The organism is Mesorhizobium sp. M7A.F.Ca.US.008.03.1.1 (genome assembly GCF_003997495.1).
GTDB lineage: Bacteria > Pseudomonadota > Alphaproteobacteria > Rhizobiales > Rhizobiaceae > Mesorhizobium.
This window is the reverse complement of sequence record NZ_RZRU01000003.1, coordinates 121,872-147,551: the sequence shown is the minus strand read 5'-3', so window position 1 is coordinate 147,551 and position 25,680 is coordinate 121,872. Positions and strand designations below refer to the sequence as shown.

Below are 25,680 nucleotides of genomic sequence, written 5' to 3'. Positions count from 1 at the left end.
GCCGGCGTGGCAAGAAGCCGGCTCGGGTTTTTGGCGGAGATTTTGATGCCGGATTATGACGTGCTTTGCATCGGCAATGCCATTGTCGACATCATCGCCCAGTGCGACGAGGAATTCCTCGAGACCAACGGCATCATCAAGGGCGCGATGAACCTCATCGACACACAACGCGCCGAACTGCTCTACAGCCGCATGGGACCGGCGATCGAAGCCTCCGGCGGCAGCGCCGGCAACACGGCGGCCGGCGTCGCCAGCTTCGGCGGCCGTGCCGCCTTCTTCGGCAAGGTCTCCAACGATGCGCTGGGCGAAATCTACGCCCACGACATACACGCGCAGGGCGTCGCCTTCGACACCAAGCCGCTCAAGGGCGAGCCGCCGACGGCGCGCTCGATGATCTTCGTCACCCCCGACGGCGAGCGCTCGATGAACACCTATCTCGGCGCCTGCGTCGAGCTTGGCCCTGACGACGTCGAGGCCGACAAGGCCTCTGGCGCCAAGGTCACCTATTTCGAAGGCTATCTGTGGGACCCGCCGCGCGCCAAGGAAGCGATCCGGCAGACGGCGAAGCTGGCGCACGCGGCAGGCCGGGAAGTGTCGATGACATTGTCGGACTCGTTCTGCGTCGACCGCTACCGAGACGAGTTCCTCGACCTGATGCGTTCGGGCACGGTCGATATCGTCTTTGCCAACAGCCATGAGATCAAGTCGCTCTACCAGACATCGTCGTTCGACGAGGCGCTGGCGCAGATCCGCAAGGATTGCCGGATCGCCGCCGTGACCCGCTCGGAAAAAGGCTCGGTGATCATGCGCGGCGACGAGACCGTGGTCATCAAGGCGACCGCGATCAAGGAACTGGTCGACACGACCGGTGCCGGCGATCTCTATGCCGCCGGCTTCCTGCATGGCTACACGCAAGGCCGCGACCTGCAGACCTGCGGCGACCTTGGCTCACTGGCGGCCGGACTGGTGATCCAGCAGATCGGCCCCAGGCCCCGCCAGAATCTGCGCCGCGAGGCCGAACAGGCGGGGTTGCTTTAGCGGCAGGTTCTCCCTTCTCCCCTTGTGGGAGAAGGTGTCGCCGAAGGCGACGGATGAGGGGGGCTCCAGTTTGGCGCTGACAGCGCTCCGTCCAACACCCCTCAACCGTCTCGGCGCTGCGCGCCGATCCACCTTCTCCCACAAGGGGAGAAGGAAACACCGTCGCGCGGCTGTCACACATCGCACCTACACGCAATCTGGGCGTCCCGCGACTGACATTTCGGTGCGCCCTCAGTCAGTAGAGGTGTCAAGAATGCAAGACAGCATGCTGTCGGGCCGCTGCATCTGTTGCCGCCGCGCTTTTCGCTTTCCGCTCTAGAAATTCAACAACCGGCCGCAGCTGTGGGAGGAGTGCGACCGGACGAAGAGACAGATGCATGAACAGATTTCAGATCCAGGGGCTCAAGCAGGACGACTTCGCGGAGATGGTCGCGGAGGACGTCGAACGCGCGCTTGCCCATTATGACGAGGCCATCAACAAGCCCACCATGGTCTCGGTCGGCAAGATCGCCGGCAGCATAGCGTCCGCCGTCACCTTGCTGTCACCGAAGCACCAGCGCGCCATCGACGCCATCCATGCCGACCTTCCCGGCCTGGCATCGAAATTCGTGCGCGCCCTGGCGGCGGAAGCCGCGCGCCGCAGCGAAGCCGGTATTGCCGGCGTGACAAATCCGCCGACGATCCCATTTGCCGATGTCGAGCCCCCTTCGCTGCCAAAGTCCGATGACCTCGAATCGATGCTGATCGAGGACTGGGCGGGCCGCGTCGCCGGCTCGACCTATCTGGAAGAGCATTTGCGCATCGCCCGCTCGACCCTGCACCGTTGGCAGAGACGGGGTGAGGTCATCGCGTTGCGCAAAGGCGGCCGCAAACATGTCTTCCCGCTGGCGCAGTTCGTCGACGGCCGGCCGGTTGCAGGCATTCGCGGCGTGCTGTCGCTGATCACCAATCCAAGGCTCGCATGGCTGTGGCTGACGCGCCCCTCGGCGCAACTCGACGGCCGCATTCCCATCGACCTGCTGCGGCAGGATCAGGTCGACGAGGTCGTCGAGGCCGCACGCGTGTTCGCGCCGGGCTGAACGCCTCGCGGACCCACCGCTCAGGCTCGCTCCTCAAGTCCCCGCCGTATACGCCGCGATCGCCGCCATGTTGACGATGTCTGAGTCCTTGGCGTTCAGCGAAACAATCTGCACCGGCTTGTTCAGGCCGACCAGCAGCGGGCCGATGACGGTGGAGCCGCCGAGCTCCTGCAGCATTTTGGTCGAGATCGAGGCGGAGTGGAACGCCGGCATGATCAGCACGTTGGCCGGGCCGGTCAGCCTTATGAACGGATATTGCGCCATGGCCCGCGCATTGAGCGCCACGTCGGCGGCCATTTCGCCGTCATATTCGAAGTCGACGCGGCGCTTGTCGAGGATGCGCACGGCTTCCTGGACGCGTTCGGAGCGCTCGCCCTGCGGATGGCCGAAGGTGGAATAGGCGAGCATGGCGAGCCTCGGCTCATAACCCATGCGGCGGGCAAAGCCCGCGGCCTCCTCGGCGATGTCGGCGATCTGCTCGGCGTTCGGCATGTCGTGCACGGCAGTGTCGGCCACCAGCACGGTCTTGCCCCGCGCCAGCACGATCGAGACGCCAATGACGCGGTGGCCGGGCTTGGCATCGATGACGCGGCGGATGTCGTCGAGCGCGGTCGAATAGTTGCGGGTGACGCCGGTGACGATGCCGTCGGCATCGCCCAACGCCACCATGCAGGCAGCAAAATGGTTGCGGTCGTTGTTGATCAGGCGCTGGCAGTCGCGAAACAGGAAGCCTTTGCGCTGCATGCGCTCGTAGAGATAGTCGGTGTAGATGCCGTTGCGACGCGACAGCCGGGCATTGATGATCTCGATGCCTTGCTTGTTGAGGTCAATGCCGGCGTGCTTGGCGTTTTCCTTGATGACATCGTCGCGGCCAAGCAGGATGGCAGTGCCGAGCTTCTGGTTCACATAGGAGACGGCGGCGCGCATGACCTGCTCCTCCTCGCCCTCGGCGAAGACGATGCGCTTGGGCTGGCGGCGCACGCGGTCGTAGATGCGCTGCAGGGTCGAAGCGATCGGGTCGCGGCGGGCGGAGAGTTCCTGCGCGTAACGATCGAGATCGAGGATCGGCTTGCGGGCGACGCCGGAATCCATCGCCGCCTTGGCGACCGCAATCGGGATGGCCGAGATCAGGCGCGGGTCGAACGGCACCGGGATGATGTAGTTGGGGCCGAATTTCGGCCGGTTGCCCTGATAGGCGGCAGCGACGTCGTCTGGCACGTCCTGGCGCGCAAGTGCGGCCAGCGCCTGGGCGGCGGCGATCTTCATGTCGTCATTGATGGTGGTTGCCCGCACATCCAGCGCACCGCGGAAGATGTAGGGGAAGCCGAGCACGTTGTTGACCTGGTTCGGATAGTCTGATCGGCCCGTGGCCATGATGGCATCGGTGCGGATCTCGGCCACTTCCTCTGGGGTGATTTCCGGGTCAGGATTGGCCATGGCGAAGATGATCGGGTTCTTGGCCATCGACTGCACCATGGCGGTGGTCAGCGCGCCCTTGGCGGACAGGCCGAGGAAGACGTCGGCGCCGTCGAGCGCCTCGGCGAGGCTGCGCGCCTCGGTCTTGACCGCATGCGCCGACTTCCACTGGTTCATGCCTTCGGTGCGGCCCTGGAAAACCACGCCCTTGGTGTCGCACAAGGTGATGTTTTCGGGCGCGAAGCCCATCGCCTTCATCAGTTCGATACAGGCGATGCCGGCCGCACCGGCGCCGTTGCAGACCATCCTCGTGGTCTTCATGTCGCGACCGGTGATCTCCAGCGCGTTGATCAGGCCAGCGGCCGAGATGATGGCGGTGCCGTGCTGGTCGTCGTGGAAGACCGGAATGTCCATCAATTCGCGCAGGCGCTGCTCGATGATGAAGCATTCCGGCGCTTTGATGTCCTCGAGATTGATGCCGCCGAAGGAGGGCCCAAGGAAACGCACGCAGTTGATGAACTCGTCGGCGTCCTCGGTATCGACCTCGAGGTCGATGGAATCGACATCGGCGAAGCGCTTGAACAGCACCGCCTTGCCTTCCATCACCGGCTTGGAAGCCAGCGCGCCGAGATTGCCGAGACCAAGGATGGCGGTGCCGTTGGAGATAACGGCGACCATGTTGCCGCGTGTCGTATAATCGAAGGCGCGGCTGGGATCCTCGGCGATGGCCAGAACCGGAACCGCGACGCCCGGCGAATAGGCGAGGCTGAGGTCGCGCTGCGTTGCCATCGGCTTGGTGGCGACGACTTCCAGCTTGCCGGGGCGGCCCATGGCATGGAATTCGAGCGCTTCCTGCGCGCTGACGGACGGACCGCTGTTCTCGGTTTTCCTGGCCATGATGTTCTTGATTTCCTCGCCGGTGCAGCACCTCCTTGAAGCGGGTGCTTTGTTTCGGTCCGAATTAAGACCACGCGCCGCCGCGTGTAAACCGCCAGCGCGCCGGAATCGCCGTCCGCATCGGCAATTGCGGACAAGCTGCCGTCCCGTCGTCCCCTGTTTTTCGAAGCGCCGGCATTAAACCGTACCATCACATCTGCTAGCGTGCCGCGTATGAACATGCATAGCCCGAACGAGCCAGACGCCCCCGAGGCGATGACGCCGGTGCCGACCGCCCACGCTGGCGCCACGCCGATGATCGAGCAATTCATCGAGATCAAGGCGGCGAACCCCGATTCGCTGCTGTTTTATCGCATGGGCGATTTCTACGAGCTGTTCTTCGACGATGCCGAGAAGGCAAGCCGGGCGCTGGGCATCGTGCTGACCAAACGCGGCAAGTATCAAGGGCTCGACATTCCGATGTGCGGCGTGCCGGTGCATGCCGCCGACGATTATCTGCAAAAGCTGATCGGCCAGGGTTTCCGCGTTGCCGTCTGCGAACAGATCGAGGATCCGGCCGAGGCCAAGAAACGCGGCGGCAAATCGGTGGTGCGCCGCGACGTGGTGCGGCTGGTGACACCAGGCACCATCACCGAGGACAAATTGCTGGCGCCATCGGAATCGAGTTTCCTGATGGCGCTGGGGCGGGTGAAGGGTGGAGCGGACCACTCCTTTGCGCTGGCCTGGATCGACATCTCGACCGGTGCCTTTCGCGTCACCGACACCACCGCCGACCGGCTGCTGGCCGACATCTTCCGTGTCGATCCGCGCGAATTGATCGTTGCCGAACCGGTGTTCCACGATCCGGAGCTGAAGCCGGTGTTCGACGTGCTCGGCCGGGTCGCCAGCCCGCAGCCGCCCTCACTGTTCGATTCGGCTTCGGCCACCGGGCGCATCGCCCGCTTCTTCGATGTGGCGACGCCGGATAGTTTTGGCGCCTTTTCGCGCGCCGAACTGTCGGCGATCTCGGGTGCCATCGCCTATGTCGAGAAGACGCAGAAAGCCGAGCGTCCGCCACTGTCGCGGCCCGAGCGCGAGGAACAGGGATCGACCCTGTTCATCGATCCGGCGACGCGCGGCAATCTGGAACTGCTGCGCACGCTGTCGGGCAGCCGCGAAGGCTCGCTGTTCAAGGCGATTGACCGCACGGTGACGGGCGGCGGCGCAAGGCTGCTCGCCGACCGGCTGATGGCGCCGCTGACCGATCCCGCGGCCATCGGCGCCAGGCTGGATTCGGTGTCGTTCTTCCGCTCAGAAACGCGGCTTTGCCAGGCGGTGCGGTCGAGCCTGAAGAGCGTCGCCGACATGCCGCGCGCGCTGTCCAGGCTGGCGCTCAACCGGGGTGGGCCGCGCGACCTCGGCGCGCTGCGCGCCGGCTTCGAGGCGGCAGGCGCGATCGCCGAGATCTTTGCAGCGACCGCCCTGCCCCGGGAACTCGCGGCGGCATTGGCCGCCATCCATGCACTGCCCCAAACGCTTTCGCAGCATCTGACGCAGGCGCTTGGCGACGAGCTGCCGCTGCTCAAGCGCGATGGCGGCTTCGTGCGCGGTGGCTACCATGCCGATCTCGACGAGATGCGGGCGCTGCGCGACGAATCGCGAAAGGTGATCGCCGGGCTGGAGCGCTCGCTGATCGACGAGACCGGTATCCGCTCGCTGAAAATCCGGCACAACAATGTGCTCGGCTACTATATCGAGGTGACCGCCAACCATCATGCTGTGATGACCGGCAGCGATGGCGCCAAGGCGCGCTTCATCCACCGCCAGACCATGGCCAATGCCATGCGCTTCACCACGACCGAGCTTGCCGAACTCGAGACCAAGATCGCCAACGCCGCCGACCGGGCGCTGAGCATCGAGCTTGCCGCCTTTGACGCGCTGACGGCGGAAGCGGTCTCCGAAGCGGAGAAGATCCGCACCGGTGCGGATGCGCTGGCCGTGCTCGATGTCTCGGCGGCACTCGCGCTTTTGTCGGAAAGCGAGGCCTGGTGCAGGCCAGTGGTGGATTCCAGCCTTGCCTTCGAGATTGCGGGCGGCAGGCATCCGGTGGTCGAGCAGGCCTTGCGCCGTTCGGGCGAAGGCCCGTTCGTCGCCAATGATTGCGACCTGTCGCCGGAGGGCAGTGCCAGGAACGGTGCGATCTGGCTTTTGACCGGCCCGAACATGGGCGGCAAGTCGACATTCCTGCGGCAGAACGCGCTGATCGCCATCCTGGCCCAGACCGGCTCCTTCGTGCCGGCGACATCGGCCCATATCGGCGTCGTCGACCGGCTGTTCTCGCGCGTCGGCGCCTCGGACGATTTGGCGCGCGGCCGCTCGACCTTCATGGTCGAGATGGTCGAGACGGCGGCGATCCTCAACCAGGCCGGTGAACGTGCACTGGTGATCCTCGACGAGATCGGCCGCGGCACCGCCACTTTCGACGGCCTGTCGATCGCCTGGGCGGCGGTCGAATATCTGCATGAGAAGAACCGCTGCCGGGCGATCTTCGCCACCCATTTTCACGAAATGACGTCGCTGGCCGGCAAGCTGGCGCGCCTCTCCAACGTCACAATGCGGGTCAAGGAATGGGAAAACGACGTCGTCTTCCTGCACGAGGTCGGCAAGGGTGCCGCCGACCGCTCCTACGGCGTGCAGGTGGCGCGGCTGGCCGGCCTGCCGGAGGCGGTGGTGGACCGGGCCAAGGAAGTGCTGCATCAATTGGAAGAGGGAGAGGTTTCCGGCAAGACCAACCGCCTGGTGGATGACCTGCCGCTGTTTTCGGTGGCTGTGAAGCGGGAAGCACCGAAGCCGGTGAAGAGCAACGCGCTGGGCGCGGCACTCGGCGACATCAACCCCGACGAGATGACGCCGCGCGAGGCGCTGGAGGCGCTCTACCGGCTGAAGGGGCTGGCGGGGACGTAGTCAGATCATCTCCAGCCCGCGCTTGCGTGTCGGCGGCGGGAAGGCGCTGTCGAGATCGGCGATGTCCTGCAACGTAAGCTTGATGTCGAGCGCAGCGACGTTCTGGCGGACGTGCTCCTGGCTGCTGGCTTTCGGGATGGCGATGACGCCCTCCTGGTGCATCACCCAGGCCAGCGCGATCTGTGCCGGGGTCGCATCGTGGCGGGCGGCAACGGTGTCGAGCCTGGCATTGCGCGCCAACGTGCCCTGCTCGACCGGCGAATAGGCCATCAAGGGAATGCAGCGCTGCCGGCTCCAGGGCGCGAGATCGAATTCGGGGCCACGCCGGACCAGATTGTAGAGCACCTGGTTGGTCTGGACATTACCGCCGGCAGGCAAGCCGACCAGTTCTTCCATCTCGTCGGTGTCGAAATTGCTGACGCCCCAGTGGCGGATCTTGCCGGCCTTTTTCAAGGCCTCGAAGGCCGTGACCGTTTCCACCAGCGGCATGCTGCCCGGCCAATGCAGCAGATAGAGATCGATACGGTCGGTTCGCAGGCGCTTCAGGCTGTTTTCGCAGGCGCGCTGCACGCCCGCGCGTGAAGCGTTCGATGGTAGAACTTTCGAGACCAGGAAGGTTTCGTCGCGGCGCCCGGCAATAGCCTCGGCCACCACCTCCTCGGCGCCGCCGCTGGCATACATTTCGGCGGTGTCGATCAGCGTGATGCCGAGGTCGAGGCCAAGCTTGAGGGCATTCACCTCATCGGCACGCCGGCGCGAATCCTCGCCCATCTTCCATGTGCCCTGGCCAAGCACCTGAACGGTTTCGCCTGAGGGCAGTTTGGTAGTTCTGATGGTCGATGGCATGGCGGGCTCCAGTTGGGGCCGATCGCATCACAGGCTGGACGAGAAATCCAGAGGCGTTCTCGAAAGCTTACTTCACCGGATGGGCGGCGAGCCAGGCCTGCATCTGCTTGATTTCGGCTTCCTGCGCGGCGATGACGCCTTCGGCCAGCTTGCGGATTTCCGGATCCTTGCCGTTGGCAAGCTCGACCTTGGCCATGTCGATCGCACCCTGATGGTGCGGGATCATGCCGCGGACGAAATCGACGTCGGCATTGCCGGTGTATTCAGATGCCATCATGTCGGCATGCATTCTGTCCATCGCTGCCTTGTAGCCTTCGGTCGACGGGTTGGTCGCGTCCGTCGCCATGGCGCCCATGTCGTGTTTCATCTCTTCGCTCTGCGCCGGAACGCTTTCGAGGAAGACGGCAACCAGCATTCCGGCCGCCATCAGCAGCAGCACGAGTTTTTTGGCCAAAGTCATTCATGGTCTCCTGTTGAGTGATTTCGTATTTGGGGGCTTCGATCAGAGTTTCAATGTTCGCAGCCGCAATGCGTTTGCGATCACCGACACCGAGGACAGGCTCATCGCCGCCGCTGCCAGCATCGGCGACAGAAGCGTGCCGGTGAGCGGATAGAGCACCCCGGCGGCGACCGGCACGCCAAGCACATTATAGAGGAAGGCAAAGAACAGGTTCTGGCGGATGTTGCGGATCGTCGCCTGGGCCAGCGTGCGTGCCCGCACGATGCCGTTGAGGTCGCCTTTGACCAGAGTGATGCCGGCGCTTTCGACGGCGACATCGGCGCCTGTACCCATGGCGATGCCGACATCGGCCACGGCAAGCGCGGGCGCGTCGTTGACGCCGTCGCCGGCCATGGCGACGCCCGCGCCTTTGGCGCGCAGTTCCTCGACGAGGGCTGCCTTCTGCTCCGGCAGCAGGCCGGCGCGAACCTCGTCGATGCCAAGGCTTCTGGCGATCGCGTTGGCCGTGCGTTCGTTGTCGCCGGTCGCCATGATGATCCTCAAGCCGCTGTCATGCAGCGCCCGGATCGCCTCGGCCGTCGTTGCCTTGATAGGGTCTGCGACGGCGACGAGGCCGGCCAGTTTCTTGTCGACAGCGACGAACATCGCCGTCTTGCCTTCGAGTTGCAACGCCTCGGCCCTCGCCGAGATGGATGCGATGTCGACGCCAAGGTCCGCCATCATCGGGGTATTGCCGAGCGCAACCGTCTTTCCCGAGACCGAACCGGACACGCCCTTGCCGGTGACCGCCTCGAAGCCGCTGGCCTCGGCAACGATCACACCGCGCGTGGCGGCGCCGTCGACGATGGCCTCGGCCAGCGGATGCTCCGACCCTTTCTCCAGACCGGCGGCAAGCGCCAGCAATTCGATCTCGGAAAAACCGTTTGCCGCAACGACATCGGTCAGTTTCGGCCGGCCTTCGGTCAGCGTACCCGTCTTGTCGACGATCAGCGTGTCGACCGAGGCGAAGCGTTCGAGCGCGGCCGCCTCCTTGATCAGCACGCCGGCATGCGCCCCGCGCCCGGTGGCGGTCATGATCGACATAGGCGTGGCGAGACCGAGCGCACAGGGGCAAGCGATGATCAGCACCGACACCGCGGAGACGATGGCAAAGATCAGGCTGGGCTCGGGTCCGAAGATCGCCCAGGCGATAAAAGCGGCAATCGCGACAAGGACGACGGCCGGGACAAAGTAGAAAGAAACGCGATCGGCCAACCCTTGAATCGGGGCGCGCGAGCGCTGCGCCTTGGCGACGAGCTCGACGATGCGCGCCAACGTCGTCTCGGCGCCGACCTTCTCAGCGCGCATGATCAGCGAACCGTTCTTATTGAGGGTGCCGCCGGTCAGCGCATCGCCCTCGGTCTTCTCGACCGGCAACGGCTCGCCCGTGATCATCGATTCATCAATCGAGGAACGGCCTTCCAGCACTGTGCCATCGACCGGTACGGCGTCGCCGGGGCGGATGCGCAGGCGATCGCCGGCCTTGACCGCGTCGAGCGGCACATCGTCTTCGGAGCCATCGGCGGCGATCAGCCGCGCGGTCTTCGGCGCGAGATCGAGCAAGGCGCGGATTGCCGAGCCGGTCTTTTCACGGGCGCGCAGCTCCAGCACCTGGCCAAGGAAGACCAGCGCAACGATGACGGCGGCAGCCTCGAAATAGACCGGCACAGCACCGCCATGGCTGCGGAACCGATGCGGAAAAATGTCCGGAAACAGCGTGGCGACGACGCTATAGAGATAGGCAGCGCCCACGCCGAGCGAAATCAGCGTCCACATGTTGGGGCTGCGGTTGACGAGCGAATCCCAGCCGCGATGGAAGAAGGGGAAGGCGGCCCAAAGCACCACCGGACTTGCCAGGACCAGTTCGATCCAGACCTTTGTCCGGTCCTCGACCAGGCCTTCAAACGTCAGGCCGATCATGGGCGCCATGGCGATGATCAGAAGGGGGACCGACAGGACAGCGCTCACCCATAACCGCCTGGTGAAATCGACCAGCTCGGGATTTGGCCCTTCCTCGCCCGTCGGCACGCCCATCGGCTCCAGGGCCATGCCACAGATTGGGCAGGAGCCGGGCTTGTCGCGGATGATTTCGGGATGCATCGGGCAGGTGTATTGCGTGCCCTTGGGCATCGGCTGAGGCGCCGGCCTGTCGCCGAGATATTTTTGCGGCTCAGCCTCGAATTTCGCCTGGCAGGCGGCGGAGCAGAAATAGAAGCCCTGACCCTCGTGGCGGGCAAAGTGCCTGGCAGTCGCGCGGTCGACGCTCATGCCGCAAACCGGATCGGCGGCGGTCAGGAATTTCTCCGGTTCGGCGACGAATTTCGCGCGGCAGCCCTGGCTGCAGAAATGATAGAGATGGCCATCATGCTCTGATGTCGGCTTGCCGGCGACCGGGTCGACAATCATGCCGCAGACCGGGTCGCGGACGACGCTAGGCACGGCGCCTTTTGTCGAGCAGCAACTACCATGCGCGTGATGACCGTGATCGGAATGCGTCATTCGAAAATGCCTTGATGGATCAGTGTGTGAAGTCGAGATAGGGCTTCCAGTAACTGGAAGGTCAAGGGCTGTTTCGACTTTTCTTTTCCAGTCCACGGCGCGCCCATCCTCCCCAGAAAAAGTCTCACGCGGCAACACCACCCCTGCTAGAGAGTGAGCGTCCCAGGGTTGAGATTTTCTTTGGCAATGAAGCGTCTGGTCATCAATCTCGATCGGTCTCCCGATCGCCTTGCCCGTGTGACGGCGGAATTTGCCCGCATCGGCGTGCCATTCGAACGCGTTCAGGCCATAGACGCACGGGATCGGCCGGACCTGGACCTGATGCCGCAAAATGTCGGATATCGGAACAGGCTGCCATTGACCGACGGCGAGATCGCCTGCCTGCTCAGTCACCGGGCCTGCTGGGCTGTCATCGCGCAAGGCGACGCTCGCTACGGGGCAGTCTTCGAGGACGACATCGTCTTTGCCGCAAAAGCCGGCGCATTGCTTCGCGACAGCGACTGGATTCCAGCCGATGCCGAAGTCGTCAAGCTCGAAAGCTACTTTTGTAAGACCGTGATCCGACGCAAGCGCATTGCCATCGGTCACGGCTTTTCCACATCCAAACTCGACGCCGGACATATAGGAACCGCCGGCTACATCATCTCGAGGCAAACCGCGCTCGACCTGATCAAGGCCACCGAGGAGATCGGCATTGCAGTCGACGACCTTGTCTTCAACCCGGAGTTTTCGGTTTTGCGAGGCGAGACGATCTATCAGATTGTTCCTGCGCTCTGCGCGCAAGATCAGTTCCTTGGCGACAGGGCGCTCCAATTGCCAAGCCTGCTCAGGGAAAAGCGGGATATCCAGTGCGCCGCACCCGCCGGGACCAGGAAACGCAGAAAGACAGCTATAGCGAAGGTCAAAGCCGAGGCTCGGCGAATAGGCAAGCGCATTGTCGATTTCTGTCGGCTGAAGCGGAGAATGGTCATTCCATTTACTTATCCGAGCCAAAGCTCAGCCGGGTCTTGAACCGGCTTTCAACGCCCCATACCCAGCGCCGTCAAAACGCGCTATAGACGCCGCCGAAACGGCAAGGCCGACTGGATATATGGCAAAAATCTCCCTGAGGCTCGACGAATTGATCGACGGCGAAGCCTTGCGCCGCGAGATGACCGCGCTGACCGCGGCCACGGCGGGCGACGGCTCAGGGCAGGCTGCGCGCAATGGCGTGCTGCAGCTGCTCAAGGGACGACTGGCGGAAGGGCGCGCCATTGCCGAACGCATGCTGAGGGACGATGGGGGCGGCAGCGCCTGCGCGGCGCGGCTGTCGCATCTCATGGACGAGATCATCCGGGCGCTTTACGATTTCGCCGTCACCCATGTCTACCGGGTCAAGAACCCGTCCTCCGCGGAGCGCATGGCCGTCGTCGCCGTGGGCGGCTACGGCCGCGGCACGCTGGCGCCGGGGTCCGACATCGACCTTCTGTTCCTGCTGCCCTACAAGCAGACGCCGTGGGGCGAACAGACAGTCGAATACATGCTCTACATGCTGTGGGATCTGGGGCTGAAGGTCGGCCACGCCACCCGCAATATCGACGAGTGCCTGCGCCTGTCGCGCACCGATGTCACCATCCGCACCTCGATCCTCGAAGCCCGTTTCCTCTGGGGCGAGGAAAAGCTCTATGATGAACTGATGCTGCGGTTCGACCATGAGGTGGTGCGCACGACCGGCCCCGAATATGTCCAGGCCAAGCTTGCCGAACGCGATGATCGCCATGCCAAGGCCGGCGAAAGCCGCTATCTGGTCGAACCCAACGTCAAGGACGGCAAGGGCGGCCTGCGCGACCTGCAGACGCTGTTCTGGATCGGCAAATATTTCTACCGGGTGCGCACCGGCGAGGAGCTGGTCGACAAGGGCGTCTTCACCGAGGGCGAGTACCGCGAGTTCCAGAAGGCCGAGGATTTCCTGTGGGCGGTGCGCTGCCACATGCACTTCCTCACCGGCAAGGCCGAGGAACGGCTGCATTTCGACATCCAGCGCGAGATTGCCGAACGGCTCGGCTACACCACCCACCCCGGCCTGTCGGCGGTCGAGCGCTTCATGAAGCACTACTTCCTCGTCGCCAAGGATGTCGGTGACCTGACCCGCATCTTCTGTGCAGCGCTCGAGGAAGAGCAGGCCAAGCACGTGCCGGGCTTCAACCGTATCTTCCTGACTTTCTCGCGGCGCAAGCGCAAGCTGGCCGGCACCTCGGACTTCATTGTCGACAACCACCGCATCAACATCGCCGACGACCAGGTGTTCGAGCGCGATCCGGTCAATCTGCTCAGGCTGTTCTGGTTCGCCGACAAGCATGGCCTGGAATTCCACCCCGATGCGCTGAAGCTGCTGACCCGCTCGCTCGGCCTGGTGAACAAGTCGCTGCGGCGCGACGAGGAGGCCAACCGGCTGTTCCTCGACATCCTGACCTCGGACCGCAATGCCGAACTCAATCTGCGGCGCATGAACGAAGCCGGGCTGCTCGGCAGACTGATCCCGGATTTCGGCAAGATCGTCGCCATGATGCAGTTCTCGATGTACCATCACTACACGGTGGACGAGCACCTGATCCGCTGCATCGGCGTGCTGGCCGAGATCGAGCGCGGCGACGGCGAAAAGGTCCACCCCCTGTCGCACACGCTGATGCCGGGCCTGAAGAAGAGCCGCGAGGCGCTCTATGTTGCCGTACTGCTGCACGACATCGCCAAGGGCCGGCCGGAGGATCACTCCGAGGCCGGTGCCAGGATCGCGCGTCGCATCTGCCCGCATATGGGGCTGTCGCCGGCCGATACCGAAACCGTGGCCTGGCTGGTCGAGCATCATCTCGTGATGTCGATGACGGCGCAGACCCGCGACCTCAACGACCGCAAGACCATCGAGGATTTCGCCGCGATCGTGCAGTCGGTCGAGCGGCTGAAGATGCTTTTGATCCTCACCGTCTGCGACATCAGGGGCGTCGGACCCGGTGTCTGGAACGGCTGGAAGGGCCAGCTGCTGCGCACGCTCTATTACGAGACCGAACTGCTTTTAACCGGCGGGTTTTCGGAGGTGTCGCGCGCCCAGCGCACGGCGGCGGCGCGCGAGCGCCTGGCCGAGGCGCTTGCCGACTGGCCGGACAAGGCCCGCAAGCGCTATGTCGGCCAGCACTACGAGAATTACCTTTTGACCGTCGATCTCGCCGACCAGCTTCGCCATGCCGAGTTCATTCGTGAGGCCGATGTAGCCGGCAACAAGCTCGCCACCATGGTCAAGACCCATCAGTTCGAGGCGGTGACCGAAATCACCGTGCTGGCGCAGGACCACCCCCGCCTGCTCTCGGTCATCGCCGGGGCCTGCGCCGGAGCCGGCGGCAACATCGTCGATGCGCAAATCTTCACGACGTCGGACGGCCGAGCACTCGACACCATCCTGATCTCGAGAGAATTCGACCGTGACGAGGACGAGCGCCGGCGCGCCGAACGTGTCGGCCGGCTGATCGAGGACGTGCTGTCGGGCAAGAGCTGGCTGCCGGAAATGATCGAGAAACGCACCAAGCCGCGGCGCGGCTCCAAGGTATTCAAGATCCCGCCGCGTGCCGAAATCCGCAACACGCTGTCGAATCGTTTTTCGGTCATCGAGGTCGAGGGCCTCGACCGGCCGGGGCTGCTGTCGGAGATCACCGGGACGCTTTCCGACCTGTCGCTCGACATCGCATCGGCCCACATCACCACCTTCGGCGAAAAGGTCATCGACACTTTCTATGTCACCGATCTCACTGGCCAGAAGATAGATAGCCCGGCCCGCATCGCCACCATCCGCAATCGGCTGATGGCAACGCTCGAAGGCATCGTGCCCGAACGCGGCGGCAAGTCCAGGGCGGCGGCCGAGTGACAACGACCATCGCTTTGTCCCATTTGCGCAGGCAGTTCCCAAAAGCATGAGCCTCGTCAAGAAATTCGCAACGGTCGCTTCCGGCACGCTGATGAGCCGCGCGCTCGGTTTCGGCCGGGAGATGCTGATGGCTGCTGCACTCGGTACCGGACCGGTCGCCGATGCCTTCAACGCCGCCTTCCAGTTTCCCAACACCTTTCGCCGGCTGTTTGCCGAAGGCGCCTTCAACGCCGCCTTTGTGCCGCTGTTCGCCAAGGAGATCGAGACCCACGGCACCGAGGGCGCCAAGCGCTTTTCCGAGGAAGTGTTCGGCGTGCTGTTCACGGCGCTGCTGGCGCTGACCATCATCATGGAACTGTCGATGCCGCTGATCGTGCGTTATCTGGTGGCGCCGGGTTTTGCCGGCACGCCGGGGAAGTTCGACACCACGGTGACGCTGGCGACGATCATGTTCCCCTATCTGATCTGCATGTCGCTGGGTGCCATGATGGCGGGCATGCTGAATTCGCTGCGCCGCTATTTCGCCGCCGCGGTGGCTCCGGTGTTCCTCAACGTCATCCTGATCGGGGTGCTCGCCTATGCCTGGTACAAGGGCTCGGACGCCCTTACCGTCGGCTACGGGCTGTCCTGGGGCGTGCTTGCCGCCGGACTGGTGCAGCTGGCGATCGTCTGGGTGGCGGTGCGCCATGCCGGCATTTCGATCGGCTTCCGCCGTCCGAAAATGACGCCCGCGGTCAAGCGGCTGTTGATCCTGGCGCTGCCGGCGGCCATCACCGGCGGCATCACCCAGATCAACCAGTTGATCGGCACGGCAATCGCCTCGGCGCAGAACAGCGCGGTTTCCTCGCTCGCCTATGCCGACCGTATCTACCAGTTGCCGCTCGGCGTGGTCGGTGTTGCGGTCGCCATCGTGCTGTTGCCCGAACTGTCGCGGGCGCTGAAATCGGGCAATCTGATCGAGGCGGCCAATCTGCAGAACCGCTCGGTCGAATTCACGCTGTTCCTGACGCTGCCGGCAGCCGCCGCACTCTGGGTAATGTCGGAGCCGATCGTGCGGCTGGTCTATGAGCGCGGGGCGTTCGCCGCCAACGGCTCGACGCCGACGGTGGCGGCGATCCTGGCGATCTTCGGCCTCGGCCTGCCGGCCTTCGTGCTGATCAAGGCATTCACGCCGGGCTATTTCGCTCGTGAGGACACGCGCACGCCGATGATGTTTGCCGCCATCTCGGTGGCGGTGAACGTGACCACGGCGCTGACGCTGTTCCCACGGATGGGCGCGCCCGGCATCGCAGTCGCCTCGGCCGTCGCCGGCTGGGTCAACGCGGTGATGCTGCTCGGCGTCTTGATCCGGCGCGGCCACTGGGGCCGCGACGTGCCGCTGATGAAACGCATTCCGCGGCTGGTGCTGTCGGCGGTGGTGATGGGGGCGGCGCTCTATTTTGCCGAGCACTGGTTCGCGATCAGGCTCGGCCCCGGTTCGCCCCTAGTCGTCAAGGCGACGACGCTTCTGGCGCTCGTCGCCGGCGGGGCGCTGCTCTACTTCATCACCGCGTTTGCCACCGGCGGCGCCGATTTCGGCATGATCCGTCGCAATGTCGGGCGGAAGGGCACGCCGCCTGTCAAGGAACAGTCTCCAGATCCGTGAGCCGGAATTCGTCCGCCGTCGAAAGAATCGGAACTCCATAGTAGCGCGCGCAAGCATAGTGAAAACAGTCGGCTAGGTTCAGGCGGATAGCGTTATTGCGAAACCGCGACGCGGCCTCGACGGACAGAGATGTTGCATCGGAGGCTGGCGGAAGCTCCCGCAAGGCAATTGCCCGCTCTTCGAGAAAACGACTGACTATCTTCAGGCTTAGGTCGACCGGTATGGCCAGCTTTTCCGATCGCGAAAGCGCCATTGCTGCTTCCCAAACGGCGATCGCCGACGTGAACGGAGCGGACGCTTCCATGACCGCCTGCGCGCAGCGCTGGGCTTCGGCCTCGTGGCTCAGCATCGCGACGATAGCGGCTGCGTCGACAAACATCAGTCTTCGCCGGACAGTTCGTCGTAAACCGAGCGCGGCAGCGGATTGCGCGCCTGCTCGCTTAGCTCAATCCCGAACTCGGCTCGTAACCGAGCCGCCGTCTCCAGCGGCGTCTCGCGGTTGCGCCGGCGCTCAAGTGCCTCACGCATGGCGATCACGATCGCCTCGGTGATGCCGACACCCTCGACCTTGGCGAAGGCGCGCGTCAGGCGGTCCGCCTCCTTGTTGTTGATGTTGATCGTCATCTCGCAGCCCTGCCCCACCAGAATGTAGCAGAGATTATGTAGTTATCTACGTAACTATGTCAACATGCTCATAGCCCCTTTTGACGTTCCAACCGCCTCTTGATCCGCTCCACGCCTTCGTCCATAAGCGCACCGTCGAAAGACTTTCGCCGCGCGCGAAACGGCCCTCCACAAGCCATGAGGAAACCATGACCGCCTTCAAGCCACTCGTCTTTTCCGGCGTCCAGCCAACCGGCAATCTGCATCTCGGCAACTATCTCGGCGCCATCAAGAAATTCGTCGCCCTGCAGGACACTTCCGACTGCATCTATTGCGTCGTCGACCTGCATTCGCTGACAGCCCAACTCGTTTATGAAGACCTTGCCGACCAGACGCGGTCGATCACGGCGGCGTTCCTGGCCTCGGGCATCGACCCGAAGAAGCACATCGTCTTCAACCAGTCGCGGGTCATGCAGCATGCGGAGCTCGCCTGGATCTTCAATTGCGTGGCGCGCATCGGCTGGATGAACCGCATGACGCAGTTCAAGGACAAGGCCGGCAAGGACCGCGAGAACGCCTCGCTCGGCCTGCTTGCCTATCCGAGCCTGATGGCCGCCGACATCCTGCTCTATCGTGCCACCCACGTCCCTGTGGGTGAGGACCAGAAGCAGCATCTGGAGCTCACCCGCGACATCGCGCAGAAATTCAACAATGACTTCTCCGACCGCATCGCGGCCCTTGGAGTTGGTGTCGAGATGCAGGTCGGCGAAGAGACCGTGAACGGCTATTTCCCGCTGACCGAGCCGGTCATCGGCGGGCCGGCGGCGCGCATCATGTCGCTGCGCGACGGCTCCAAGAAAATGTCCAAATCGGACCCGTCGGATCTGTCGCGCATCAATCTGACCGACGATGCCGATGACATCTCGAAGAAGATCCGCAAGGCCAAGACCGATCCGGAAGCGTTGCCGAGCGAGTTGGACGGCCTGGCCGGCCGGCCCGAGGCGGAGAACCTGGTCGGCATCTATGCGGGTCTCGCCGAGATATCGAAGGCGGATGTACTCAAGGAATTCGCCGGCCAGCAGTTTTCCGTGTTCAAGCCGGCGCTGGCCGATCTTGCAGTGGAAAAACTGGCGCCGATCGCCAGCGAGATGCGCCGCATTTCGGATGACCGCGCCTATGTCGACGCGGTGCTCAAGGACGGTGGCGAGCGCGCCGGCGTGCTGGCCGAAGCGACGATGAAGACGGTGCGCGACATTATCGGCCTGCTGCAGGGCTGATCGCGACACCGGGTGCACTGGCACAAGGCCGGCGGCTTGCCGCCGGTCCGCCGCAGTGGCAGATTGCGGCCGCACGACACCGAGTAGATAGACATGGTCTCCAAACGCCTCAGCCGCGAAGCCGGCCATCGCAGGAAATTCCTGACGATCATCGACGACACGCCGGAATGCGAGCGTGCCGTCGCCTATGCCTCGAAACGGGCGCAGAGCACCAGCGGCACGCTGGTGCTGCTCTATGTCATCGTGCCGGACGATTTCCAGCATTGGCTGGGCGTCGAGAAGATCATGCGCGAGGAAGCCACCGCGACGGCGCGCGCGGCACTCGATACTTATGCCAACAAGGTGCGCCAGAAGCTCGGCATCGAGCCCGAGATGGTGGTGCGCGAGGGCAAGCCGACGGAAGAGATCCACAAATTGATCGAGGAAGACCAGGATATCGCCATCCTGGTGCTGGCCGCCGGTGCGGGCAAGGAAGGCCCCGGGCCGCTGGTCGGCGCCGTGGCGGGCAAGGGTGCCGCCTTCCCGATCCCGGTGACTGTCGTGCCGCAGAACCTGTCGGACGAGGAAATAGACAGCCTCGCCTGAGATTCTGCTCTTCAGGTGACGCCGGTCCGATTTTGGGCGCGAAAAAACATTCCGCCAGCCAGCTGTTCCGGCGATGCGTTTCGCTTGAATGTCCAGACAATTGAGCCTATTTAGAATTGTTCCAAACTAGATGCCCAAACGGGCACGGAGACGGCCATGTTCATCCAGACCGAATCGACGCCAAACCCGGCGACGCTGAAATTCCTGCCCGGCAAGGAAGTGCTTCTGGAAGGCACCGCCGATTTCCGCGATGCCGACAGCGCCGCCGTCGCCTCGCCGCTGGCCGGCCGGCTGTTCGAAATCCCTGGCGTCACCGGCGTTTTCTTCGGCTATGACTTCATCACCGTGACCAAGGATGGCCCCGACTGGCAGCATTTGAAGCCGGCGATCCTTGGCGCCATCATGGAGCATTTCATGTCCGGCGCGCCCGTCATGGCCAAGGCCGGCCCGGCCGCCGAGACCAGCCAGACCGGTGAGTTCTACGACAAGGCCGACGAGGAGCTGGTCATCACCATCAAGGAACTGCTCGATACACGGGTGCGCCCCGCGGTCGCCCAGGATGGCGGCGACATCACCTTCCGCGGCTTCGAGAACGGCACGGTGTTCCTGCACATGAAGGGCGCCTGCGCCGGCTGCCCGTCCTCGACGGCGACGCTGAAGCACGGCATCCAGAATCTCCTGCGCCATTTCGTGCCGGAAGTGCAGCAGGTCGAGCAGGTCTCCTGACGCCGCTTTGATAATTCTACCCTGCTGACCATCTGGTCCGATTTCTTCGCTTCCGGCGCATCGGTCAGAAGGAAATCCAAAATGATCTACGAACTTCGGGTTTACCGGGCTTTGCCGGGACGCTTGCCGGCGCTTCTTGACCGCTTCGACAAGATCACCCTCAAATTATGGGAAAAGCACGGTATCCGCCAAGCGGGTTTCTTTACCACGCTGATCGGTGCTTCGAACAACGAACTGACCTACATGCTGGCATGGGAATCGCTGGCCGAACGCGAAGAGCGCTGGACGGCGTTCGTGAATGACCCCGCCTGGGCGCGGGCGCGGGAAGATTCCGAGCGTGATGGCCAGATCACCGAGACAATCACCAACCAGATTTTGGTTCCCACCTCGTTCTCGGCCGTGTCCTGACCGCCGAGCAGGCATCGCATCGCGCAAACAACAAAAAACCGGGCCGAATTGCCCGGTTTTCTGCTTGGGACGTCCGTTGTTGCCTAGACGGTCCGCGTACGAAAACTGCCTCTAGAGAACGATGACCTTGGCGCCGACCGAGGCGCGGTCATAGAGGTCGATAATGTCTTGATTCATCAGGCGAATGCAGCCCGACGACATCGCCTTGCCGATCGAATTCCATTCCGGGCTGCCATGCAGGCGATAGCCTGAATCACCGCCCTTGTTGAACAGGTACATGGCGCGCGCGCCGAGCGGATTCTTCAGGCCCGGCTCCATGCCGCCGGCAAACTTTTCCAATTCCGGCTGGCGCTGGATCATCTGCCTCGGCGGCGTCCAGGTCGGCCATTCGCGCTTGAGCGCAATGTGGGCGGTGCCATGCCACTCGAAGCCCTCGCGACCGACGCCGATGCCGTAGCGAATGGCCCTTCCGTCGCCCTCGATGAAGTAGAGGAACTTGTTCTGCGTATCGACGATGATCGTGCCCGGCTTTTCCGGGCTGTCGTAGTTCACTTCCTGCCGATGGTACTTCATCGGCACCTTCTCGATCGGGATGCGCGGCAGCTGATAACCGGCGTCGGTGACCGCGCCGTAGTCGTTGGAGAAAATCTGCGAGCCGATGGTGCTGCAACCGGCGATAGCAGTGGAGAGCGCCAGTGCGGCGATGATTGCAAACGACTTCATGCGCATCAGGTGATCCGGTGCCCCGCCCAACTTCGGCGGCACGAGTCGGCCGCTCTCTCATCATCATTCATGCTGGCATTTGCTTTGCTTGCCAAGCGCGCGATGCCTATATGCCTGCCTTGACGTATCGGTAAGCTTATCACTATGGCATTTTGGCAACAGGACTCACAGGATTGTGAAGCAAATTCAAGGGGCCTGTTCCATGGCTTCCTGGAAATCGAGGAGAACCGTCATGAATGTCGGTGACGCCGCCCACCGCTCCGGCCTGCCGGCCAAGACCATCCGCTATTATGAAGAGATCGGCCTGATCGCCCCGGCGCGCGCCGCCAACGGCTACCGCGATTATTCCGGAGACGACATCCATCGGCTGGCCTTCCTGCGCCGCGCGCGCAATCTCGGCTTTTCCATCGACGATTGCCGCCAGTTGATGGCGCTCTACCAGGATCGCGGCCGCGCCAGCCACAACGTGCGCGAAATCGCCGCCGCCCATGTCACGGCGATCGAGGAGAAAGTGCGCGAGTTGCAGTCGATGCGCTCGACGCTGCAGAAACTGATCCACGCCTGCCACGGCGACGAAAGGCCGGAGTGTCCGATCCTTGATGACATGGCGGGCGCGGCGTTGCCCAGCGACAAGGGCGCCTCTGCGCCGGCATAATGACCGCACGTCGACGAGGCCCGACGCCTGGTCGACTCCTGTCGGGAGGACATCCGCAATGGTCTCGATGACCGTGGAACTGCGCAATGTGGAGGACACGCAGGCCGCCATGGGCTGGGCCGGCGGCCACGCGATCATTGTCGACCGGCCCGAAGGCAAGGCCGGCGGCATGGGCCTGGGCTTCAATGGCGGCCAGCTGCTCGCCCTGGCGATCGGCGGCTGCTTCTGCAACGACCTTCGCTACTTCGCCGAGGAAATGGGCGTAACGCTCAACAAGATCGCCGTGACCGGGACGCAGAACCTCGAAGGCCAGCCTTTGCTCGCGACCTCGTCAACCATGACGGTTTCATGCACGACGCTGGACGGCTCCGACCCGGCGGAGATCATCACAAGGGCCGCGGCGCTTTCCACGGTCGGCAACTCGCTGCGCCAGGGCGTGCCGGTGCGCATTGAAACGGCCGCAACGGCGACCGGCTTGTCGGAGGAATGATCCCAGGCGCATTTGGCCGCGTGGATTGTCAGAGACCGCTAAAAACGCCCGCCGCCGGCACGGCAGAACGATAGACCCAATTTTCTTCGGCATCTGGGCGCGTCAATCTGCCGCTCTATGTGTTCCCTTGTTGCAATGATCAACGATGGAGATTGGCATGGATCGGCGATTGTTTCTGACTGGAATGCTTGGGCTGGCAGGGGCTGCGACCGTCGTCGCAATCGCGCGTCCCGCCACTGCCTTGGCCGGCATCCCGAATACGGGGCCCGGCATTCTCGATGAGCTCGACAAACCGTCCGACGACATTCTCGACCCGGATGGTTCCGAAGTCCAGGACGGCGTCGAGTTCGTGCGGCACCGCAGGTGGCACCGCCGCGGTCGTCGACGCGGTTGGAGGCGGGTTTGCCGTCGCTACTGGCGCCACGGTTCTTGGCGCCGCAGATGTTTCCGCAGATCCTTCTGGATCCACTTCTGACGAGACCAGCAGCGCGAAGGTCCCAGTGTCCGCGGGGCCTTCGCTATCGCTGCAGGCTTGAATCCAATCGGCAAAAAAGGCCCGCCGCCCCTCGGCAGCGGGCAGGTCCTGGAGTGCCGGGGGATCAACCCGGCACGGGATCAACGAGCGGGTCACCGGTTGGTTGCAGGGATCGGCCCGGTAGCCTTCCTTTGGGTGGACCGCCACCGGGCCTGACCGGAGCGGGGTGTGTTGGGGGAGCCCCGGCTGCTTCCAAAATATCACCTTTCACTTATATTCGCTCTAGCTAATTTAACAGGAACGACGCAACCCGGAGTGTGGCTGGGCGGGCCTCATCGGACAGGCGCCAAACCCTGATGAACGTAGCATCGTCTTACCTTCGGATTCGCTCCGGCCATTTACGGCAATCGCGGTTTCCCGACACAATCAGCCTGCCCCGATGGCGAATCAATCACCAAGCCAGCAACTTGGGTCTAGCCATGCCCCCGGCTGGGTAGCGCCTAGCGCTTCGGTGGGCCTTGGTAGAGGTACCGGATTGGGAAGGCGACCAACACGACTGAAATTACAATCAGTAGAAACCAATAGAGGTATGGGTCTTGGATGCGATCAAGGTCAAGCCAGCCACCGCCGTGCCTTGGGATCGTGGCTTTCCCGGTCCATAGCCAGAAGCCAACGAACCCACCTCCAACAAGCGCCTGTGCGATCAAAACACCCTTGAGGACCGCGTCCGCAATTTTACTTCTTTCGGCCATGGATGCCCCTGTAGCGCGCGGCAAAACGGACCTGCACAGCCTGGCTTGTCAAATACACGTATGGGTGCCGGCCTGTCAGGGCGATTGACGGTAATCTGGCGCCAGCTTCGCCCTAGCTTCCTGAGCGGCTTCGATAAGGAGGTCTAGGTCGACTGCCCGCATCGGGGAGAAGTTCGAATCTTCGCCTGACACGACGCTCATACGGCACGTCCGTTCGCCATCCTCTGGCTGGTAGATTTTGAACGAGACCGTTAGGTATTGGGCCTTAAACTTCTACCTGACGATGAGCTTGCGCGACCAGAACCGCCGCCAACCAGTTACCAGCGATTGAAAAACCAAAGTGCGCCCTGACTGACTGGGTGAGACTCATATCAGGCTGCACTCGATTTGTCTTTGGGTTTGTCAACCAGACAATCGCCTGCATAAAACAGGTTCAAACCGTGAACAGAATCTGGCATGGTGCCTGGCATGCCGATCATCTCGCCCATCCCCATCAACCCTCTCATCGACGGCCGCCAGTCAGAACGCGCCATGCTGGTGCGGCGCGGCGTACAGCGGCTGCTCGTGGATATGGGCGCACATGTGTTGCCCGAACTGTCGCTGGCCACGGGCCGCCGCGCCGACCTCGTCGCGCTGACCCGGCAGGGCGATATCTGGATCATCGAGATCAAATCCTCGATCGAGGATTTCAGGGTCGACCGCAAATGGCCCGACTACCGGCTGCATTCCGACCGCTTCTTCTTCGCCACCCATCCCGGCGTGCCCTCGGAGATCTTTCCGCAGGAATGCGGCTTCATCCTTTCCGACGGCTATGGCGCCGAGATCCTGCGCGATGCGCCCGAGCACCGCATGGCAGCGGCAACGCGCAAGGCGCTGATGCTGCGGATCGCGCGGGCCGGCGCTTCGCGGCTGCTGGCGGCAGAGCTTGCCGGCGTGTCGGTGCCGGCGCTGGAGGGTGAAAGCGAGTAACGGCCGTCCTTCAGTCTATGACCGGCTCTGCTCTTCATCGTCCTCCACGCCACCCTTGGCGGGCGCCATGAGCAGCACGGCAGCACCCAGGATGGCGGCGACGAAGGAGCCGGCGAGGATGCCAACCTTGACCGCATCCTGCAGCGCCACGTCGCCGGCGAAGGCGAGCAGGCCGATGAACAGGCTCATGGTGAAGCCGATGCCGCACAGCAGCGATATGCCGATCATGTGCGTCCAGCCGGCATTGGCGGGCAGGTCGGCAAGACCGAGCCGGATGGCAAGTGCCGAGGAGCCGAACACGCCGACCAGCTTTCCGACCACCAGCCCGGCGGCGACACCCAGCGTCAACGGCTCGATCAGCGCACTGACGCTGAGGCCGGCGAGCGAAACGCCGGCATTGGCAAAGCCGAAGATCGGGATGACGACGAAGGCCACTATCTTGTGCAGACCATGCTCGAGCCGGTGCAGCGGCGAATGGTCGAGATCGTGGCCGGTCCCGGCGGAGCGCCCGAGCGGGATGGTCAGCGCCAGCGCCACGCCGGCAAGCGTTGCATGGACGCCCGATTTCAGCACCAGAACCCACAGGATGACGCCCAGAACGAGATAGGGCACAAGCGTCATCACCCGCATGCGGTTGAGCACGACAAGCGCGGCAATGACCGCGAAGGCGGCACCCAGATAAGCCAGCGACAGGCCGCTGGTGTAGAAGATGGCGATGATGATGACGGCGCCGAGGTCGTCGATGATGGCGAGTGCAGTGAGGAACACCTTCAGCGAAGCCGGCACGCGGCTGCCGAGCAGAGACAGCACGCCGAGCGCGAAAGCGATGTCGGTGGCGGTCGGGATCGCCCAGCCGGACAGGGCGGCCGCATTGTTGCGGTTGACGGCCACATAGACGAGTGCCGGGACCACCATGCCGCCGGCGGCTGCAATGCCGGGCAGCACGCGCCGGGGCCAGGTGGAGAGCTGGCCGTCCAGCATCTCGCGCTTGATCTCCAGTCCGACGAGCAGGAAGAACACCGCCATCAGCCCGTCATTGACCCAATGCGAGACACTGAGCGGGCCGAGATAGGCGTGGAGCGCGGAGAAATAGGTTTCGGCGAGCGGCGAATTGGCGACGATAAGCGCCAGTGCCGCCGCCACCATCAGGATGATGCCGCCGGCCGCTTCACTATCGAGGAATTCGCGGAAGACGGAAACCGGCCGGTGCTTCAAGTCCTGCATGTCGCCTCCGTCATGCCGTCAGTTTTGGCGGGCTTCGAT

General features: G+C 63.6%; 22 protein-coding genes. 13 read left to right on the top strand and 9 right to left on the bottom strand.

What is annotated here, in order from left to right; translation table 11 throughout:
- Window positions 1-45: 45 nt before the first annotated feature.
- On the top strand, window positions 46-1,038 hold the full coding sequence (locus tag EOA16_RS06250) for an adenosine kinase (RefSeq protein ID WP_127256410.1): 993 nt from the start codon (window positions 46-48) through the stop codon (window positions 1,036-1,038).
- 377 nt (window positions 1,039-1,415) lie between these two features.
- Complete coding sequence (locus tag EOA16_RS06245; RefSeq protein WP_127256408.1) at window positions 1,416-2,117, top strand: antitoxin Xre/MbcA/ParS toxin-binding domain-containing protein; 702 nt, start codon at window positions 1,416-1,418, stop codon at window positions 2,115-2,117.
- Window positions 2,118-2,150: 33 nt separating this feature from the next.
- Here the strand turns inward: EOA16_RS06245 and EOA16_RS06240 are convergent, their stop codons facing one another.
- On the bottom strand, window positions 2,151-4,430 hold the full coding sequence (locus EOA16_RS06240; protein ID WP_127256407.1) for an NADP-dependent malic enzyme: 2,280 nt from the start codon (window positions 4,428-4,430) through the stop codon (window positions 2,151-2,153).
- Window positions 4,431-4,643: 213 nt separating this feature from the next.
- Between EOA16_RS06240 and mutS the strand changes: the two genes are divergently transcribed.
- Window positions 4,644-7,373 carry a DNA mismatch repair protein MutS gene (gene mutS, locus EOA16_RS06235; protein ID WP_127256405.1) on the top strand — a complete coding sequence of 910 codons (2,730 nt, stop codon included), beginning with the start codon at window positions 4,644-4,646 and terminating at the stop codon, window positions 7,371-7,373.
- On the opposite strand, the gene EOA16_RS06230 is transcribed toward mutS, so the two are convergent.
- The 3 genes from EOA16_RS06230 to EOA16_RS06220 form a co-directional block, all read right to left on the bottom strand.
- The gene (locus tag EOA16_RS06230; RefSeq protein WP_127256403.1) at window positions 7,374-8,219 is read right to left on the bottom strand and encodes an aldo/keto reductase; all 846 of its coding nucleotides are present in this window, start codon (window positions 8,217-8,219) and stop codon (window positions 7,374-7,376) included. It lies immediately after the preceding gene.
- A 67-nt stretch (window positions 8,220-8,286) separates the two neighbouring features.
- Window positions 8,287-8,679, bottom strand: a complete 393-nt coding sequence (locus EOA16_RS06225; RefSeq protein ID WP_127256402.1) for a DUF305 domain-containing protein — start codon at window positions 8,677-8,679, stop codon at window positions 8,287-8,289.
- Window positions 8,680-8,721: 42 nt separating this feature from the next.
- Window positions 8,722-11,217 carry a heavy metal translocating P-type ATPase gene (locus EOA16_RS06220; RefSeq protein WP_127256400.1) on the bottom strand — a complete coding sequence of 832 codons (2,496 nt, stop codon included), beginning with the start codon at window positions 11,215-11,217 and terminating at the stop codon, window positions 8,722-8,724.
- Window positions 11,218-11,403: 186 nt separating this feature from the next.
- Between EOA16_RS06220 and EOA16_RS06215 the strand changes: the two genes are divergently transcribed.
- The 3 genes from EOA16_RS06215 to murJ all read left to right on the top strand — a co-directional run bounded on the left by EOA16_RS06215 (window position 11,404) and on the right by murJ (window position 16,754).
- Window positions 11,404-12,228, top strand: coding sequence for a glycosyltransferase family 25 protein (locus EOA16_RS06215; RefSeq protein ID WP_127256399.1), 825 nt, complete (start codon window positions 11,404-11,406; stop codon window positions 12,226-12,228).
- Between the two features lie 79 nt (window positions 12,229-12,307).
- Window positions 12,308-15,109 (top strand): [protein-PII] uridylyltransferase, encoded by a 2,802-nt coding sequence (locus EOA16_RS06210; RefSeq protein ID WP_127256397.1) that lies wholly within the window; start codon window positions 12,308-12,310, stop codon window positions 15,107-15,109.
- 46 nt (window positions 15,110-15,155) lie between these two features.
- Entirely contained in the window at window positions 15,156-16,754 is a 1,599-nt protein-coding gene (gene murJ / locus EOA16_RS06205) for a murein biosynthesis integral membrane protein MurJ (RefSeq protein ID WP_127256396.1), read from the top strand.
- On the opposite strand, the gene EOA16_RS06200 is transcribed toward murJ, so the two are convergent.
- Window positions 16,729-17,133, bottom strand: a complete 405-nt coding sequence (locus EOA16_RS06200; RefSeq protein ID WP_127256394.1) for a type II toxin-antitoxin system VapC family toxin — start codon at window positions 17,131-17,133, stop codon at window positions 16,729-16,731. The genes murJ and EOA16_RS06200 overlap by 26 nt on opposite strands.
- Window positions 17,133-17,378, bottom strand: a complete 246-nt coding sequence (locus EOA16_RS06195; RefSeq protein WP_127256393.1) for a type II toxin-antitoxin system VapB family antitoxin — start codon at window positions 17,376-17,378, stop codon at window positions 17,133-17,135. Before EOA16_RS06195 ends, EOA16_RS06200 begins: the two co-directional genes overlap by 1 nt.
- Window positions 17,379-17,566: 188 nt before the next feature.
- Here EOA16_RS06195 and trpS point away from each other — a divergent pair, with 188 nt between their 5' ends.
- The 4 genes from trpS (at window position 17,567) to EOA16_RS06175 (ending at window position 20,353) form a co-directional block, all read left to right on the top strand.
- On the top strand, window positions 17,567-18,634 hold the full coding sequence (gene trpS, locus EOA16_RS06190) for a tryptophan--tRNA ligase (protein ID WP_127256391.1): 1,068 nt from the start codon (window positions 17,567-17,569) through the stop codon (window positions 18,632-18,634).
- 93 nt (window positions 18,635-18,727) lie between these two features.
- On the top strand, window positions 18,728-19,219 hold the full coding sequence (locus EOA16_RS06185; protein WP_127256389.1) for a universal stress protein: 492 nt from the start codon (window positions 18,728-18,730) through the stop codon (window positions 19,217-19,219).
- Between the two features lie 156 nt (window positions 19,220-19,375).
- Window positions 19,376-19,945 carry a NifU family protein gene (locus EOA16_RS06180; RefSeq protein WP_023811631.1) on the top strand — a complete coding sequence of 190 codons (570 nt, stop codon included), beginning with the start codon at window positions 19,376-19,378 and terminating at the stop codon, window positions 19,943-19,945.
- Between the two features lie 81 nt (window positions 19,946-20,026).
- Window positions 20,027-20,353 (top strand): NIPSNAP family protein, encoded by a 327-nt coding sequence (locus EOA16_RS06175; protein WP_127256388.1) that lies wholly within the window; start codon window positions 20,027-20,029, stop codon window positions 20,351-20,353.
- A gap of 111 nt (window positions 20,354-20,464) precedes the next feature.
- Here the strand turns inward: EOA16_RS06175 and EOA16_RS06170 are convergent, their stop codons facing one another.
- Complete coding sequence (locus tag EOA16_RS06170) at window positions 20,465-21,082, bottom strand: L,D-transpeptidase (protein ID WP_013528066.1); 618 nt, start codon at window positions 21,080-21,082, stop codon at window positions 20,465-20,467.
- Window positions 21,083-21,308: 226 nt separating this feature from the next.
- Here EOA16_RS06170 and cueR point away from each other — a divergent pair, with 226 nt between their 5' ends.
- Together cueR and EOA16_RS06160 are read left to right on the top strand one after the other, a co-directional pair.
- Window positions 21,309-21,731, top strand: coding sequence for a Cu(I)-responsive transcriptional regulator (gene cueR / locus EOA16_RS06165; protein ID WP_127256386.1), 423 nt, complete (start codon window positions 21,309-21,311; stop codon window positions 21,729-21,731).
- Window positions 21,732-21,789: 58 nt separating this feature from the next.
- A complete protein-coding gene (locus EOA16_RS06160) occupies window positions 21,790-22,221 on the top strand; it encodes an OsmC family protein (protein WP_127256385.1) in 432 nt (143 codons plus the stop codon).
- 139 nt (window positions 22,222-22,360) lie between these two features.
- On the opposite strand, the gene EOA16_RS32845 is transcribed toward EOA16_RS06160, so the two are convergent.
- The gene (locus EOA16_RS32845; RefSeq protein ID WP_206517314.1) at window positions 22,361-22,903 is read right to left on the bottom strand and encodes a hypothetical protein; all 543 of its coding nucleotides are present in this window, start codon (window positions 22,901-22,903) and stop codon (window positions 22,361-22,363) included.
- Between the two features lie 1,013 nt (window positions 22,904-23,916).
- Between EOA16_RS32845 and EOA16_RS06150 the strand changes: the two genes are divergently transcribed.
- On the top strand, window positions 23,917-24,417 hold the full coding sequence (locus tag EOA16_RS06150) for an MmcB family DNA repair protein (RefSeq protein ID WP_164754134.1): 501 nt from the start codon (window positions 23,917-23,919) through the stop codon (window positions 24,415-24,417).
- A gap of 15 nt (window positions 24,418-24,432) precedes the next feature.
- Here the strand turns inward: EOA16_RS06150 and nhaA are convergent, their stop codons facing one another.
- A complete protein-coding gene (gene nhaA / locus EOA16_RS06145; protein WP_127256380.1) occupies window positions 24,433-25,641 on the bottom strand; it encodes a Na+/H+ antiporter NhaA in 1,209 nt (402 codons plus the stop codon).
- Window positions 25,642-25,680: the final 39 nt, after the last annotated feature.